This window comes from Pseudanabaena sp. FACHB-2040 (genome assembly GCF_014696715.1).
Taxonomy (GTDB): domain Bacteria; phylum Cyanobacteriota; class Cyanobacteriia; order Phormidesmidales; family Phormidesmidaceae; genus JACVSF01.
Window position 1 is genome coordinate 1,123,141 of sequence record NZ_JACJQO010000005.1, and the last position, 16,591, is coordinate 1,139,731.

General features: G+C 56.8%; 8 protein-coding genes and 1 other RNA gene. 2 read left to right on the forward strand and 7 right to left on the reverse strand.

Translation table 11 applies throughout. From position 1 onward, the window contains the following. Positions 1 to 8 precede the first annotated feature (8 nt). The 4 genes from H6G13_RS29385 to purD all read right to left on the reverse strand — a co-directional run bounded on the left by H6G13_RS29385 (position 9) and on the right by purD (position 10,188). Positions 9 to 3,410, reverse strand: coding sequence for a PAS domain-containing protein (locus tag H6G13_RS29385; protein ID WP_190482726.1), 3,402 nt, complete (start codon positions 3,408 to 3,410; stop codon positions 9 to 11). A gap of 160 nt (positions 3,411 to 3,570) precedes the next feature. Continuing rightward, complete coding sequence (gene ileS, locus H6G13_RS08710) at positions 3,571 to 6,453, reverse strand: isoleucine--tRNA ligase (RefSeq protein ID WP_190482727.1); 2,883 nt, start codon at positions 6,451 to 6,453, stop codon at positions 3,571 to 3,573. Between the two features lie 368 nt (positions 6,454 to 6,821). After that, positions 6,822 to 8,801, reverse strand: coding sequence for a two-component system sensor histidine kinase NblS (nblS, locus tag H6G13_RS08715; RefSeq protein ID WP_190482728.1), 1,980 nt, complete (start codon positions 8,799 to 8,801; stop codon positions 6,822 to 6,824). Between the two features lie 109 nt (positions 8,802 to 8,910). Next, positions 8,911 to 10,188 (reverse strand): phosphoribosylamine--glycine ligase, encoded by a 1,278-nt coding sequence (gene purD, locus H6G13_RS08720; RefSeq protein ID WP_190482729.1) that lies wholly within the window; start codon positions 10,186 to 10,188, stop codon positions 8,911 to 8,913. A 482-nt stretch (positions 10,189 to 10,670) separates the two neighbouring features. Between purD and H6G13_RS08725 the strand changes: the two genes are divergently transcribed. After that, on the forward strand, positions 10,671 to 13,664 hold the full coding sequence (locus tag H6G13_RS08725; protein ID WP_190482730.1) for an adenylate/guanylate cyclase domain-containing protein: 2,994 nt from the start codon (positions 10,671 to 10,673) through the stop codon (positions 13,662 to 13,664). 91 nt (positions 13,665 to 13,755) lie between these two features. Then, positions 13,756 to 14,142 (forward strand): DUF2358 domain-containing protein, encoded by a 387-nt coding sequence (locus H6G13_RS08730; protein WP_190482731.1) that lies wholly within the window; start codon positions 13,756 to 13,758, stop codon positions 14,140 to 14,142. Positions 14,143 to 14,352: 210 nt separating this feature from the next. On the opposite strand, the gene H6G13_RS08735 is transcribed toward H6G13_RS08730, so the two are convergent. The 3 genes from H6G13_RS08735 to rnpB form a co-directional block, all read right to left on the reverse strand. Next, a complete protein-coding gene (locus H6G13_RS08735) occupies positions 14,353 to 15,381 on the reverse strand; it encodes a Gfo/Idh/MocA family oxidoreductase (protein ID WP_190482732.1) in 1,029 nt (342 codons plus the stop codon). After that, the gene (gene rnc, locus H6G13_RS08740) at positions 15,378 to 16,118 is read right to left on the reverse strand and encodes a ribonuclease III (RefSeq protein WP_190482733.1); all 741 of its coding nucleotides are present in this window, start codon (positions 16,116 to 16,118) and stop codon (positions 15,378 to 15,380) included. Before rnc ends, H6G13_RS08735 begins: the two co-directional genes overlap by 4 nt. A 22-nt stretch (positions 16,119 to 16,140) precedes the next feature. After that, positions 16,141 to 16,562, reverse strand: an RNA gene (gene rnpB / locus H6G13_RS08745) — RNase P RNA component class A. Positions 16,563 to 16,591: the final 29 nt, after the last annotated feature.

A 16,591-nucleotide genomic window follows, 5' to 3' on the forward strand; every position in this document is an offset into this window, starting at 1 on the left:
GTCTGCCTTTACTGGCCTTTGGCTAGCTGCAAAATCATCCGCACTAGCTTTAAAGGCTCTACGGGCTTGCCAATGTGCATCTGAAAACCTGCGGCTAAAGCGCGCTGTTGGTCGTCTCCGCGGACGTAGGCAGTGAGGGCAGCGGCGGGAATTTGGCCGCCTGCTTGGGGAGAGAGAGTGCGGATTTTGCGGATCAAAGAGAAGCCATCTTCCTGGGGCATCCCGATGTCGCTGATCAGGATGTCGGGTGGGTCTTGCTGGAAGTAGGTGAAGGCTTCTTGGGCGGAGGCGGCTGCGATCGCGACCGCGCCAAACTCCTCCAGCACAGCCAGCAAAAACTCGCGGGTATCGGCTTCGTCGTCTACTACCATGACCCGTAGCCCAACTAGAGACAGCCTTGGGCTGAGGTCGTCCGACACGGGTATGAGGGCATGGGATGGAGATTTGGGGGCGAGCAGCGGCAACGCCACAATAAAAGTAGCGCCCTGCCCTTCTCCGGCGCTCTCGGCCCAGGCCGTACCGCCATGCAGCTCAACCAAGTTACGCACAATCGCTAGTCCCAATCCTAGACCGCCTTGGCTGCGGGTCGAACTGGCGTCGGCCTGGCGGAAGCGATCAAACACGTGGGGCAAAAAGTCCGGCTGAATGCCATTGCCGGTATCCCTTACCTGAATCTGAACTAGAGTGTCTACCTGCTTGAGAGTAATCGTCACCTCACCGTGGTCAGGGGTGAATTTGATGGCGTTGGAGAGCAGATTCCAGACGACCTGCTGGAGCCGTTCTGAGTCGCCGGAGACAAGGCCCACCGGGGTATCGAGGTGGCTTTTTAGGCAAATGGACTTAGTGCTGGCTGTGGGCTGCACGGTATCGACAGCGGCCTGAACCACCGTTGCTAGATGAAGGGGCCGCAGGTGCAGCCGGATCTTGCCCCGAATAATGCGGGAAATGTCGAGCAGGTCTTCGATTAGCTGAGTTTGGGCCTGAGCGTTGCGCTCAATCGAGGCCAGGGCCTGCTCTGTTTTTTCGGGGCTGAGTTTGCGATCGCGCAGCAGCCGCGACCAGCCCAAAATTGCATTAAGAGGCGACCTCAGCTCATGGGAGACAATCGCTAAAAACTCGTCCTTCATCCGGCCGGCCCGCTCCAGCTCCAGACGGGCCGCTCGTTCTCGCTCTAGGGCCTGAACTCGCTCTTCGACAGCCAACTTCTGGTCATGAATATCGGTGCAGGAGCCAAACCACTTCAAGATGTGGCCCGCTTCGTCACGCAGGGGCAGCGCCCGGCCCAAGTGCCAGCGGTATTCGCCATTGCTAGCCTGGCGCAGGCGATACTCGACCTGATAGAGATTGCCTGTCTGCAGAGAGTCTTGCCAGATAATTTGGGTGTGCTCAATATCTTCTGGGTGCAGAATCGTCTGCCAGCCTTCACCTCGGGTCTGCTCCAGAGTTGCCCCTGTATAGTCGTACCAGCGCTGATTGAAATACTCGTGGTAGCCGTCGGGTTGGGTGATCCAAAACATCTGAGGCATGGCATCAGCCAGGGTGCGGAAGCTCAGCTCACTTTGCCGCAGCGCCACTTCAGCCAGTTGCCGCTCGGCCTCAATGCGTTTTGAAGCACTGACATCAACATTGACACCAACCATTCGCAGGGGTTGGCCGGTACTGTCAAACAGCACCTTAGCTCGGCACTGCAGCCAGTGCATGCTGCCATCTGGCCAGAGTACCCGCCAGTCGGTAAACAGCTCCCCAGCTTGAAGGGCCTGCCCAATCTCAGCCTCTACCCGAGGCAAGTCTTCAGCATGAACCATCTGGGCCCAGTCTTCATAGGTACCGCCAAAAGTACCTTTCTCCAGCCCGTAGAGGGCTTCAATCTCAGGTGACCAAAGACTGATCTGGCCCTGGATATCCCACTCAAAGCTGCCAATTCTAGCGACGGACTGGGCCAGATCTAGCCTTTCCTCAGCCCGTTTACGCTCAGTGATGTCTTGCGTAATGACCATGCCTGCTATCACGGCACCGCTGCTGTTGTGAAGGGGCAGAATATGGACATCATTGACACGGTCGCCGAAGGGAATCTCTAAATGGCAAGACTCTCCAGCTAGGGCGCGATGGTAGGCTGGGACGACAATGGCGGCAGTAGCGGGTGAAACGACCTCCCAAACCGCCTTACCCACCAGCTGTTCACGGCTGCGCTTGACTTCAGCCAGCCCCATGCCCTCGGCCAGCAGGTAGCGCAGATCGGCATCAAACAAAAAAACAGCCCCATTGGGAAAATTTTCGAGCACCGCCCGATTCAGCGCTTCACTGCGGCGCAGCTCGGCTTCTTTCTCCTTTAAATGAGTGTTGGCATCGCTTAGCAGGCGGTTGAGCTGAAGGAGCTCTTCGCTAAACTGGGCTCGGGTTTCGTACTCGGCCCGGCGCACCTGCTCCTCAGCTAGAGCAGACTGGATGGCCACTCGCTCGGAAATGGCGGTGCCGACGAGCAGTGCGATCGCACCCTGTAACAGCAAGCTGAGCTTATGGGTGTGCAGCAGCTCTGGATCGACCGGAAAAAAAGGCAGATTTAGGGCCTGGGGGTAGACGATTAGGTAGGCCAGGAGAACGATAAAAATCCGCAGGCTGGCAGTCAAAATGCCGCCTTTGACGCCAAACCGAATCGCCGCCCAAATCACCGGAATAAAGCCCAGCAGGGAAAGCTGTAGGGTCAAAAAAATGCTGGTTCGGGTTCCAAACACCGTCATCAGGGCAGTGCCAATGGCCAGCGCCAGAATGATCGCCCCTTCCCACCCGTGGGTACGAAAGAGGGGAATGCTGCCTTGGCTTGGGCGGTTTGACTCAGACAGCGTCAGCCAGCCCCGTCGCTGCAGAAGGGGGGTCAACAGCAGTAGGGCCACTGGCACTAGGGTCATCGTTCCCAGAGCGTTGCCTAACCACCAGTGAGCTAAGGTTGCCCCTATCGCTTCTGGCGCAATCCGGCCCAAACCAGTTAGCACCAGGCAGCCGACCGTCGCTGAAGCCGCACAAGCTGCCAGGGGCGCACTGAGCAAAAAGGCAATGACGCTGTGCAGCCCCCACAGCGTTAAAGAGCCGCTAAATAGCTTGCGGTAAAGCAGCCAGGCCACCGCAGGCTCAACGACATCAACTAAGCCCACCAGCCTAAACCAGCCCTCGCCGCCCCAAGCCGGAGCCACCATCACCGAGGCCAGCCCAGTTAAGACAATTCCCAAAGGCCCAAGCCAGAGGGTCAGTGCGATCGCAACCCCCGAGGGCGGAAACCAAAGCGAAACAGCAGGCTGAATTCTAAAGAGCAGGGCTGCCCCATGAGCCAGCAGCAGCACCAAAAACCCTAATAGAAGCGCCGACCAATTAATACGAACGCTGCTTGCGGAGCGGGGATGATCCTGCCCTTTCACCGTAACCCTGCACTGCTAATGTTGCTCCGCTCTTCGCCACCAGGCCAGGAGCCGCCCCTAGGATAGATCCCTAAACGACAAACATACTATAGCGACCATAAATCCAGGTCTATCCTTAGATAGACCTGCACCTAACAAAGGGGCTAACACTGCCGCAGCCCTAAAACTTACCGAGCAGCACCTCTACACAGCGTTCGCAGATAGCGGGATGCTCGGCGTTTTGACCGACCTGGGTGGAATAGTTCCAGCAGCGATCGCACTTTGCCCCTTCGGCATCGACCACCCCAACCCCTAAAAAGTCGGCTTCGCTGCGGTACGGCAATTCCTTCAGAGCATCTGCCGACTCTAGCAGCTCAACCTGGGATACCAGAAAGAGATAGCGCAGCTCATCGACATGGGCACTGCCCGGAGCGATGCTGTCTGCTGGGTTCATTGCCGTTAGCGCCTGTCGCAATTCTAAATCGGGCACGTAGAGCAAGAGCTTAGCCTCCAGAGAGGAGCCAATTGCCTTGCCGGTTCGGGCCTGCTCTAGAACCTTATTAACCTCCTGGCGAATGGCTCGCAGCTGAGTCCAGCTCTGGGCTAGCTGGGGCTGCTGCCACACTTTCTCCAGCTTCACCCAACCCGCTTGAAAGACCGACTGATAGGGCGTGGAGTAGGGCAGGTTTTGCCAAACATCTTCGGCCATGTGGGACAGCACAGGTGCGATCGCACGGGCCAGGTTTTCAATTGCGATCGCCAGCACGGTCTGACAGCTACGCCTGCGGAACGAGTCTGCCTCGCTGATGTAGAGGCGATCTTTAGCGATATCGAGATAGAAGTTAGACAGGTCCACCACACAGAAGTTCTGCACCGTCTGGAAGAACCGGAAAAACTGGTAGCTCTCAAAAGCATCCTGCACATCGCCAAAGATCTCCGTCATGCGGTGCAGCATGTAGCGATCTAGCTCCGGCAGCTGGTCATAAGGAACGGCATCCTTAGCTGGGTCAAAGTCATACAGGTTGCCCAGCAGGAACCGAGCCGTGTTGCGGATCTTGCGGTAGACATCGCTCAACTGCTTGAGGATGTTTTTACCCAGAGGCACATCCGAAGAATAATCAACCGACGACACCCACAGCCGCAGCACGTCCGCCCCGTAGGGTGGCTCTTGCTTCTGGTTTTTCCCGCCCTCGATCACAATGCGAGGATCGACCACGTTGCCCAGAGACTTGCTCTGCTTGCGGCCCTGCTCGTCTAGCACAAAGCCGTGGGTCAGCACCTGCTTATAGGGAGCTTGGCCGTGGGTAGCCACGCTGGTTAATAGGCTCGATTGGAACCAGCCCCGGTGCTGATCCGACCCTTCCAAATACAGATCCACAGGGTAGTGCAGCTCAGCTCGCTGCTCTGCCACCGCTGCCCAGGATGAACCTGAGTCAAACCACACGTCCATTGTGTCAGTACCCTTGCGGTAGGCGCGGCCATTGCTGCGGTAGGGTTCTGGCAGCAGCTCCGACTCGGGCCGTTCCCACCAAATGTCAGAGCCATGCTCGGCAAAGAGCTGCTGCACATGGGCAATTGTCTCTGCATTGAGCAACGGTTCACCCGTCTCTTCGTCGTAAAACACCGGAATCGGCACGCCCCAGCTGCGCTGACGCGAGATACACCAGTCAGAGCGATCAGCCACCATTGACGTGATCCGGTTCTCGCCCTGCGCCGGAATCCACTCGACCGTCTTGATCGCCTGCAGCGCCTCATCCCGGAAGCCCTCAACCGAGGCAAACCACTGCTCAGTCGCTCGGAAAATTGTCGGCTTTTTGGTGCGCCAGTCGTAGGGATATTTGTGGGGATAAGGCTCGTGCTTCAGCAGCGATCCGGCCTTTTCCATCGCCTCGATCACCGCTGGGTTGGCATCTTTGAGCACGTTTAGGCCCTCAAACTGCCCAGCTTCAGCAGTCATGTTGCCGCGCTCGTCCACCGGAGAGAGCACTGGCAGCCCGTAGCGCTGCCCCACCCTAAAGTCTTCTTCTCCATGTCCAGGCGCAGTGTGCACCAGGCCCGTCCCCGACTCAGTCGTAACGTAGTCACCCCCGATCAAAATGGGGCTGACCCGGTCAAACAGCGGGTGCCGGTAGGTAGAGTGCTCTAAGGCAGCGCCTTTGAGTTCAGCTTTCACCGTCAGGCCCGTTCCCAAAACCTGGGTCATGCGCTCTACTAGATCTTTGGCGATGATCAGGTAGCGGAAGGGGTGAGCCGATTCGACTTCAACTACGGCATAGGTGAGGTCGGGGTTAACCGCCACCGCCAGGTTCGCCGGAATGGTCCAGGGCGTCGTTGTCCAGATGGCTACGCCCAATTCAGCCAGGTACGGCTCCAGTGCCGCCTTAGCGGTATCAGACGCGCTCACCATTGGAAACGCTGCGTAGATACTGGGGGAGATGTGGCCTTCGGGGTACTCCAACTCAGCCTCAGCTAGAGCCGTTTGCGATGACGGGCTCCAGTGGACAGACTTGAGACCCCGGTAGATGTAGCCTTTCAGGTACATCTCACCAAATACGCCGATCTGAGCCGCTTCGTATTCGGGCTTGAGGGTGAGGTAAGGCTGTTCCCAGTCGCCCCACACCCCGTAGCGCTTGAAGCTGTCTCGCTGCTCGTCAATGGCTTGAAGCGCAAAGGCAGCCGCTTTGCGGCGCAGGTTGATTGGGGTAAGCCCTTGCCGCTCTTTAGAATCCATTGCCTGCAAGACCTTCAGCTCAATCGGCAGGCCGTGGCAGTCCCAACCAGGGACGTAGCGCACCTTGCGGCCCTGGAGCAGCTGATACTTATTAATCGTGTCCTTCAGAATTTTGTTCATGGCGTGGCCAATGTGCAGGCTACCGTTGGCGTAGGGCGGGCCATCGTGCAGCACAAACAGGTCGCCGGGGTTTTCCTGTGCCAGCTTTTCGTAAATCTGATGATCTGCCCAGTACTTCTGAATCTCAGGCTCTCGCTTGGTGGAGTTGGCCCGCATGTCAAAGGCGGTCTGAGGCAGCAGAACGGTTTCTTTGTAGCTCTTGGTGTCTGTCACAGCTGGAAGGACAACGATTACAAGATGTATCTATATAAGGGTAGGTCAGGTTTGCGCTTAATGGCAGTATCCGCCCTGAGGTTTTGGTAATTGCCTAAAGCTCTCGTTCTTAGCCGTAAGGCTTTGCCACTTGATTTTTGTGACTTGCAGGGGCCAAGATCCCCGGGTTCTTCTGCGCTAGTGCAGTTCAACTTCTAGCACCCAAAAAGAACCCGGGGATCTGCAGGTGGGGATCCTCAGGGTTTAGATCCCAAGGTTTACGGATACTCAGAGTGATAGATTAGCCCGGAGGTTGAGAAACCGGGTTTCTTCTAGCAACAAACATATTTTGATTTGCTAGAGGAGAAACCCGGTTTCTGATAGATCGATTAGGGAGAGGGGGCAAGTGCGATCGCATCTCCCGCTTTTTCCTTGTTTGGGCCTTCTGCCTGCGTGTTTACGTGGGAAAAAGGTGAGTCAGGCATGTAAACAATCAGGTCAAACCAGAATGTGGTGCCCACCCCGACCTCACTGACCAAGTGCACCTGGCTGCTGTGCTTTTCGATAATATTTTTGACGATTGACAAGCCCAGGCCAGTGCCCTCTAGGGTATGGACCCGGTTCTCTACCCGAAAGAAGCGATCGAAAATAGCCTGCTGATCTTCAGGGGCAATGCCGATGCCCGTATCGGAAACCTCAATTCGAATGCTGCTGGAGCGACCATGCCCAGCTTCCAAGCAGGGCAGCGAGTAGGCCCGCAGCAAGACTTTCCCACCCGCTCGGGTAAATTTGAGCGCATTGCCCACCAAGTTGCCAAACACCTGCAGCAGCAAATCATAGTTGCCCAACACAGGCGGCAGATCTGGCTCGATTTCGTGGCCCAGTTCAATTTGCTTATCGCGGGCATTGAGCTGGTAGGTTCGCAGAATCTGCTCGACAGTCGGCACAACCTCCACCGAAGTGAGCGGGTACTGGCGGTTCGACTCTAGGCGCGAGAGATCGAGCACATCGTTGACCAGACGGGTAAGACGGTCGGTTTCGTGGTTGGCCGTTTCCAGAAATTCCTGCCGCTCGTGATCGCTGAGGTCTTCCCCGTACTCGTGCAGAGTTTCAATGAAAGATTTGATATTAAACAGCGGCGTTCTCAGCTCGTGGGAGACGTTGCTGATGAACTGGGCTTTGGCCTCGTTGAGGGCCACTTCGCGAGTAATGTCCTGCACTGTAATGGCAATGCCTTTGACGTTTTCTCGCGCCTGGTCTAGCACCGTATTGAGCAAAATCCGGATGGTGCGAACGCTGGGCTCATGTAGGGAAATGCGAAACTCCATGCCCTCTGACTGGCCTGCTACCGCCTGGAACAGGGGCCGGGTCAGCTGCACTCGCACTTCGCTGGGTAGGTGATCTAGTGCATTGCCCTGATCCAAATCCCGCCCCTCCCAGCCAAATATGCGGCGGGCGGTAGGGTTAACCAGCACCACGTTCATGCTGGTATCGAGCAAAATCGCGCCATCGGCAATGGTCGACACCAGGGTTTCGAGCTTGGCTTTTTCGGCAGTCATCTCTTCGATGTTCTGCTCTTCGTAGCGCTCTAGTCGCTCAGCCATATCGTTGAAGCTGTAGATCAGCTCCCCCAGTTCTCCGCCTAAGGGCAGATCGATGCGCTGCCTAAAGTTGCCCGCCGCAATATTTTTCACCCCCACCAGCAGCTCTTTGATCGGCTGAGTAATGGTGAGGGCATTAAAGACAGCTCCCAAAATCACCATCACCCAGATCGAGACAAATACCGCAATCGTGACATCGCGGGTGAGGTGGGAGGAGGCAACAACAGTCGGATTGGGGTTGATGCCCAGGGCCAACACGCCCAAATGCTTGCCGTTGTAGTTGAGCGGCACAAAGACATCGGTGACTTCTCCCGCTGGGGTCAGGTGCTGCCGCACCATCGGCTTGCCAGTATTGCGAGCATAGTCTTCGGGCAGCTGCATACGCCGCCGCAGCGTGAGGGAGTTTTGAACGGCTGCTTCAGAAAACGGAATGCCAAAGAAAATGCTGCCGTCTTCGTCGGCATAGAGCATGTAGCGAACGCTAGAGGTGCTCTGGTAAAAGCTGTAGGAGAAGCGGGCCAGCTCGGTGCGGTTGTTTTCGCTGACCAGAGGGGCGACGTTGGCCGCGAGCAGCAGCCCTAGGTCACTGCCAAAGCGGGTGTCGTTGAGGCGGGCATCTTGCTGAATTGTGTTAACCGCCCAGAAGGTCAAGCCACTCATGATCAGAGACACCACGAGGGTGGCCCCGGCCATTAACCGGGTCTGGAGGGTGAAGTCGCCCCACCAGCGCACGATGAGTTCTCGGATTTTTTTGAGTAGCTCAATCAAGACGGTTCAGGGTTAAGGATGCAAGTGCCTTTATTCTGGCACGATCTTTGACAGTTGCTGCCCTGGCACGCCAATTGGCTGCCTGATAAAGGGAGGGAATCTGCTGTCGCTACCGAGCCTTCACCCGATGACCAATGTCCCGCCGGTAGTACATGCCGTCGTAGCTGATGCAGGCGGCGGCGGCGTAGGCATTTGCGATCGCACCTTCAAAACTATCCCCGACCCCAGTAATGCCCAACACCCGACCGCCATCGGCTATCGTCTCCCCCTTCAGCTTGCGAGTCCCGGCATGGAACACTAGCGCCCCCGTTTCTTCAGCAGCGTCTAGCCCAGAGATAGCCATACCCTTGCGATGGGTGTCTGGATAGCCCTCAGCAGCAGCTACCACACAAGCCGCGGCCCCCGGCTTCCACTCTAGCGGCGGAAACGACTCCAGACGGCCTTCTACACAGGCCAACATCAGGTCAGCTAGGGGAGTTTCTAGCAGCGGCAGGATGGCCTGAATTTCAGGATCACCAAAGCGGCAGTTAAACTCCACTACCTTGGGATCGCCCTCCGGCGTGATCATCAGCCCAGCATAGAGCACACCTCGGTAGTCAATCCCTTGATCCTTAACCGCCTGCAGCGCAGGCTCTAGGATTTCTCGCTGCACCCGCTCCATCAAGTCTGGGGTGACGATAGGAGTAGGGGCATAGGCTCCCATACCGCCCGTATTAGGGCCTGTATCGCCCTCGCCAATAGTCTTATGATCCTGGGCTGGCAGTAGCAGTCGCAAGGTTTGACCATCGGTCACCGCCAGTACGGAGGCTTCTTGACCGATCAAAAACTCTTCGATCACCACCCGCTCTCCAGCAGCGCCAAATTTGCCGCTAAAGGCGGCCTCAATGGCGGCTGTCGCCTCATCTAGGCTATGGGCCACGGTTACCCCTTTGCCTGCGGCCAAACCGTCTACCTTAACCACAATAGGGAAACCCTGGTGCTGCACAAACGCCAGAGCCGACGCCGCGTTGGTAAACACCTCAGATTGGGCCGTTGGAATACCGGCCTGAGCCATAAGTGCTTTAGACCAGGCTTTGCTGGCCTCGATCTGGGCTCCGGTCTGGGTCGGCCCAAACACCTTCAGGCCCTGCTGCTGCAGAAAATCAGCAATCCCATCAGCTAGGGGCTGCTCAGGGCCAACAACAACCAGGGGAAAGTTATTCACTAGAGCAAACCGGGCGATGCCTTCAAAGTCATTGACGCCCATTCCCACATTGCGGCACCTGGGCAGAGCCGCAGTCCCGCCGTTGCCCGGAATGCAGACCACCTCGCTCACTTTAGGCGACTGAAGCAGTTTCCAGGCCAGTGCGTGTTCACGCCCACCGCTTCCAACAACAAGGGCTTTCACCGTTTTTACTAGCTCCCCTAAAGATCAAGCGCCTCCCATTGTCCCACGTGTATGAAGGGATCGGTAAAAGTCGTGGAAAGGGAAGTGAAAAGAAGGGGGTAGGTGAGGTGCCTGAGCAATCTTCCCAAGTTCAAAAGAATAAAGAATGATGTCCAGAATACCGATCGATGCCTGCAGTATGGTTCATATTAGAAAGCCCAAGGGTGCAACCACAAATCTGTGCGGATTGTTCTGGCCCGTGATCTGTCGCCATGGCGTCTATCGCCAGTCTGTCATCATAGTAAAGAGACACACTGAGCGAGCAGATCAAATCGAGCGGATCAAACAGAAGCCAGGTGGATCTTGATAACGCACAGTCTGTGAACTGTGCTGAGTGAACTGTCTCAACTAGATCCACAACTTTCTCACAGTCCAAACCGGAATCACGCAGCACAGATGCGTAGATGAAAGTAGGTTGGCGCACCTTGTAGCTTGAGCTTCTTATGACTGAAAAACTACCCTTGACGGCTGGCAAGCTGAGCCAGAGGCCGCAACACATGGCTGTCTCAGTGGTGGGAGACAATACTGACCTATCTCAGGCTGACATCTCGCGGGAGCTAGAAGCGCTGCGGCAGGAAAATCAGCAGCTGAAACAGGAGGTGTGCGATCGCACCGCCACGGTCGACCAGTTAAAGCAGCAAATTGCCCGGCTAGAGCAGCAGTCTGAAGAGCATACAGCTGCCCTGCGAGAGTCAAACGACAGCCTGATTGAAGAAATTGTAGAGCGGCAGCAGGCAGATGTTGCCCTTAGAGCAGCCCATGACCAGCTTCAGGCCATTCTAGATGCGGTTCCCGGCATTGTGTCCTGGATTAGTGCTGACCTGCGCTACTTAGGGGTCAACCGCCACCTAGCTAGCACCTTCAATCTGCCCGCAGAAGCTTTTATCGGGCAGGATATTGGCTTCCTGCACACCAGCAACGAATTCAACACCTTCGTCAAAGACTTCTTTGCCGCCGACCAGCAGGATGCCTACCGAGAAATCTCGGCCTATGTAGGCGGCTCCAAGCGGCGGTTTTTAATCGTGGCCCAGAAATATAACCAGGGCCACGCCGCTTTTACAGTCGGCATTGACATCTCCCAGCGGAACGAGGCTGAAGAGGCACTGCGAAAAGCCGAGGCCAAATACCGCAACATCTTTGAAAATATTGTCGAGGGCATTTTCCAGACCACTGCCGATGGCCAGTACCTCAGTGCCAACCCCGCCCTAGCTCGAATCTACGGCTACAGTTCGCCTGAAGAAATGATGGCGAATCTGACCAGTATTCAGCAGCAGCTCTACGTCAAGCCCCTGCGCCGCGAAGAATTTATCCAGGCGCTGCTGCTGCAGGGCGAAGTCAAAAACTTTGAGTCAGAAATTTACCGCAAAGACGGCAGCGTTATCTGGATTTCAGAAAACGCCCGAGCGGTGCGAGACGAGACGGGCACGCTGCTCTACTTTGAGGGCACTGTCGAAGACATCACAGAGCGCAAAGAAGCTCAGGCAGCCCTGCAAAGGGCCAATGAGGAATTGGAGCAGCGAGTTACCCGCCGCACCGCCGCCCTCACCGACTCCAACCAGCGCCTGCTGGGAGAAATCCGCGAACGCCAGCGCGTAGAGCGGGCCCTGCGAGACTCAGAAGCCGAACTGCGGGCGCTCTTTGCCGCCATGACCGACGTGATCACGGTATTTGATGCCGAGGGTCACTACCTCAATATGGTCGCCACCAACTCCGAACTGCTCTACAGCCCAGATACTGAGCGCATTGGCAAAACGGTCTACGAGGTGCTGCCGCCTTACCAGGCCACCCTGTTCATGCGCCACATTCATCAGGCACTCAATACAGGGCGCGCCGTTCGCCTGATGTATAGCCTGCCAATAGGGGAGTGGACAGGACAAAATCCAACGAACGGTGAAGTGGCCGCTGATGACTTTGAAAAAACGGCCTGGTACAGCGCTATAGTGTCGCCGCTGCCAGGCAACCGGGCAATCTGGGTAGCCCGCGATATCACTCAGCGCCGACGGGCAGATATCGCCCTGCAGCGAGCTGAGGAAAAATACCGCAGCATCTTTGAAAACGTGGCAGAAGGCATTTTGCAGGTCACGCCCGAAGGCAAATTCCTCAGTGCCAACCCAGCCCTAGCCGACATGCTGGGCTATAGCAGCCCGGCAGAGCTGATGGGTCAGGTCAGCGACATTAACCGGCTTTATGTCGATCCCGAGCTTCGCCGCCAGATGGTGGAGCGCCTCCACAGCCAGCCTGAGGGAATCACGGGGTTTGAGTCTCAGGTTTACCGGGCCGATGGTGAGATCATCTGGGTTTCAGAAAATAGCCGGGTCGTACGCGACAACTACGGAGAAGTCCTCTACTACGAGGGTACCGCTGCCGATATCACCCAACGTAAACAGGCAGAGGATGCCCTGCAGGAAAGCCAACGGGCACTGGCGACCCTACTGGGCAACCTGGCGGGTATGGCCTACCGGCGTCTGTGCAACGACGAGCGCATCTTAGACTTTGTCAGCGATGGCTGCTTTGAGCTGACCGGCTATCATCCCGAAGATCTCATTCACCAGTCCAAGCTGTCCTTTGGCTCTCTGGTTCACCCTGAGGACCACGGATACGTGGGCACCTATCTAGAAGCGGCCCGCTTAGAGAAACGCTCCTTTGAGATGATCTACCGCATCATCACCGCCTCTGGGCAGGAGAAGTGGGTGCTAGAGAAGGGCATTTGGGTCTGGGATGAGGCTGAGGAGCCCGTGGCGATTGAGGGCTTTGTTACCGACATCACCGATCGCAAGCGGGTCGAAGAAGCCCTGAAGGCCGAGCAGGAAGAATCGGAGCGGCTGCTGCTCAACATTCTGCCTCAGCCCATCGCCGAGGAGCTAAAGCGTGAGCAGAAGTCGATCGCTTATCGCTTTGATGAGGTGACGATCTTGTTTGCCGATATCGTCAACTTCACTGGGCTTTCTTCAGCGGTTTCACCGGCTGAGCTAGTCGATACGCTCAATCAGGTGTTCTCGACCTTCGACCGGCTGGCTGAAAAGCACGGCCTGGAAAAAATCAAGACCATTGGCGATGCCTACATGGTAGTGGGCGGGCTACCGCAGCAGATGACCCGCCATGCGGAAGCAGTGGCTCAAATGGCGCTGGACATGCAGCAAGCCATCAGCCTATTCAAGCGGAGCGACGATAACAGCCCCTTTAACCTGCGAATTGGCATGGACACAGGGCCAGTCGTCGCTGGTGTGATTGGCATGAAGAAGTTCTCCTATGACCTCTGGGGCGATGCTGTCAATGTCGCTAGCCGTATGGAGTCGCAGGGCCAGCCCAACCGGATTCAGGTGACGGCGAACCTTTATGAGCAGTTAAAAGACAGCTACCAGTTTGAGCGGCGCGGCATTATCGATGTCAAAGGCAAGGGCCTGATGACGACCTACTGGCTGCTGGGCCAGAAGTGAGCTGATCACAACCCGCTATGCCCAATCCCTCAACGGTGATTGCCATGCCGCTGAGGATGCTGGATGATCAGGGTGGTTTCCGGCTGCTCTCATGCCCACAGATATCCTTGAACGAATTCGTCAGGACTACCAGCGATTCCCCTACGACCAGAGCTACGACCTCTACGCCAAAGGGGTCTGTTTCAAAGATCCGCTGACTCAATTTCAGGGCGTTGACCGCTATCGCCAGATGATCGGCTTCATGGCGCGGTGGTTTAAGGCAGTCCAGCTTGACCTACACGCCATTGAGCAGCCAACGGCAGAGCTGATCAAAACTCACTGGACTTTGAGCTGGACGGCTCCGGTTCCCTGGCAGCCCCGCATGAGTATCTCTGGTCGGAGCGAGCTGCGGCTGAACGAAGCTGGCCTGATTTGCGCCCACATCGACTACTGGAACTGCTCTCGCCTATCCGTACTACGTCAACTGTTTGGTGGGTAGTGAATAGGATGGACAAAGGGCGATAGCCCATCTTTTAGGGACATGAGCTTTGATGAGCACGCTTTGCTTTGCCTATCCTACGGTACCGTTTGGTCGGCAGCTCTCGTAGGTTGGGATTTGCCGAGCCTCAACCCAACAGCTTCAGGAGTTTGTTGAGTCTCGCAAGTCCCACACCAACCTACAAAACATAGCAATACGGCACGGTGGGGGTCATAGGGAGATTAGAGTGCCGCCGGTTTGGAGGGATTGGGATAGAGCGGTTAGGGTTTTGACGAGATGGGTTGCGATCGCACCTCCCGAAATCTCCGGCTCTGCCTGTCCTTGAATGCGGGCTAAGAAGTGTTTGCACACCTGGGTTAGGGGCTGGGTGCGGTCATCTGGAAGAGGCAGAGGGTCAACCCCGCTCGGCAAAAACGGCGCAGCTTCGCCCTGAATTGCGCCCTGATATAGGGTTAGCCTGTTTGGAGCCAGTTCATCAAAGACCAGCGTACCCTGGTCACCCACGACTCCCAACCGCCGCTGCTTGTCGGCATTGAGCCAGCTGACGTGTAGGGTGGCCTCAAACTGATTGGGATACACTAGCCGCACCCAACCGACATCAGCCAGCCCAGCGGGAAACAGGGGCTGGGGCTGGGGCTGCAGCCAAGCCTTGCCCCAGGCTGCAACCTGAACCGGGACGGCTTCTAGCCAAAAGTTGAGAATCGCAATGTCGTGAATTACCAGATCCCAAAGCGCATCTACATCAGAGCGCACTGGGCCGAGATGGGTGCGGGCGGCGTAGCCATAGCGCAGGCGGCCCAGGCGGTTTTCTACAAACACTTGCTTGGCGGCTTTAACGGCAGGATGGAACAGGTAGGTGTGGTCTACCACGAGCTGAAGCTGGTGCTGTGCCGCCAGGGTGCACAGTTCCTGGCATTCTGCCACGGCGAGGGTCATGGGCTTTTCGGTCAGCACATGAAGATGGCGCTCTAGAGCCGTTTTTATTAAGGGATAGTGAGTGGCGGCTGGGGTTGCGATCGCAACGGCCTCTAGCCCCGGCAGATCCATTGCCGCTCGCCAGTCAGTTAAGCCCTGCACACTATCTGGCAGCTCAAACTGATCCTGCAGCCGAGCTAGAGCCTCAGCTTGGGGGTCAATAACGGCCACTACCCTAGCCTCCGGCAGGGCCAGAAAATTTCGAACCAGATGCTCACCCCAGCGGCCCAGCCCAAAGATCGCCAGCCGAATGGGAGCCGTCATGGGGTTGCAGGTTGCGCCTGTTCCAGGTGCTGCTTGAGATCGGTATAGGCCTTTTGGGCAGCAGTTTGCTCTGCCTGCTTCATGGAAGCGCCTCGGCCACTGCCCCAGCACTGATCCATAAACCACACTTCCGAGGCAAAGCGCTCGGCATCGCCGTGGATATGGCTGACCTCCTGGGTTTGGTATTGGGGCAGCGTCTTAAAATGGGCTTGGGTCAGCTCCTGCAGGGCCGCTTTGTAGTTTTGCAGGGTGGGGTCTTGCCAAATCTGCTGGGCCAGTCGCTGCAGGTGGCTGTCGAGCCACACCCGAATCAGGCTAAGGTTGTGGCGCTCCAGATAAAGTACGCCCAGCACCGCCTCAAAAACGTCTGCCAGTCGGGAGCGCCGTCCGGCCTTGTCGCCCCAGGCGCTGCTAGACATTTGCAGGAAGGGTTCTAGACCTAGGTCATCAGCCAAGTCGGCCAAGGCCTGATCGCTTACCAGTCGCGATCGCACTGCCGCCAATTCTCCCACCGAGGCTTCAGGATAGGTCTCCATCAAAAACTCAGCTGCCGCCAGCCGCAGCGCCGCATCCCCCAAAAACTCCAGGTACTCATAGTTGGCCGAAGAAGACGCGGAGGAATGGGTAAAGGCCAGATCCAGCAGATGCCAGTTAACGGTGGTTTTATCAGGCAGTCCCAGCCGTTGCAGGCAGCGCTGCAGCTGTCTTTGGCGAGCAGGATCGGGCAGATCGGTCATAGTCGTGTCAATCAAAAAGTGGGGAAAGAGCCGGACATAAGCCGGGTTCTGTTCTCCTGACGGAGGGCGGTTATCTATCTGGGACGGCTGTTACCAGCCGCCTCTTGCGGTTCTCTTTAGCGGAGCTGGAAAAAGACCAACCATCGCCCCTGCGACCTTGCTCCCAACCGGGGTTTACCGAGCCAGCACCTCTCGATGCTGCTGGTGCGCTCTTACCGCACCCTTGCACCCTTACCTGTAAAAGACCAGAAACCAGAGACTCAGGACAAGGTTTCCCTTCTATCCGCTGCCTTCTGCCCTCTGCCTTCCCATCGGCGGTATGTTTCTGTGGCACTCTCCTCACGGTCACCCGCACTGGGCGTTACCCAGCAAGTCTGGTCTTTGGGGAGCCCGGACTTTCCTCAGACGGGCCTAAACCCGCCCGCAACTGCCTGCGCCAACTCTTTCCTTAGCTCTTAGTCTAGTCGAGATGG

Excerpts from the sequence above, each read along its gene's own strand:
- H6G13_RS08735 (WP_190482732.1), bottom strand. The coding sequence starts at position 15,381 with ATGACGGCTCCCATTCGGCTGGCGATCTTTGGGCTGGGCCGCTGGGGT.
- H6G13_RS08725 (WP_190482730.1), top strand. The coding sequence starts at position 10,671 with ATGACTGAAAAACTACCCTTGACGGCTGGCAAGCTGAGCCAGAGGCCG.
- H6G13_RS08730 (WP_190482731.1), top strand. The coding sequence starts at position 13,756 with ATGCCCACAGATATCCTTGAACGAATTCGTCAGGACTACCAGCGATTC.
- rnc (WP_190482733.1), bottom strand. The coding sequence starts at position 16,118 with ATGACCGATCTGCCCGATCCTGCTCGCCAAAGACAGCTGCAGCGCTGC.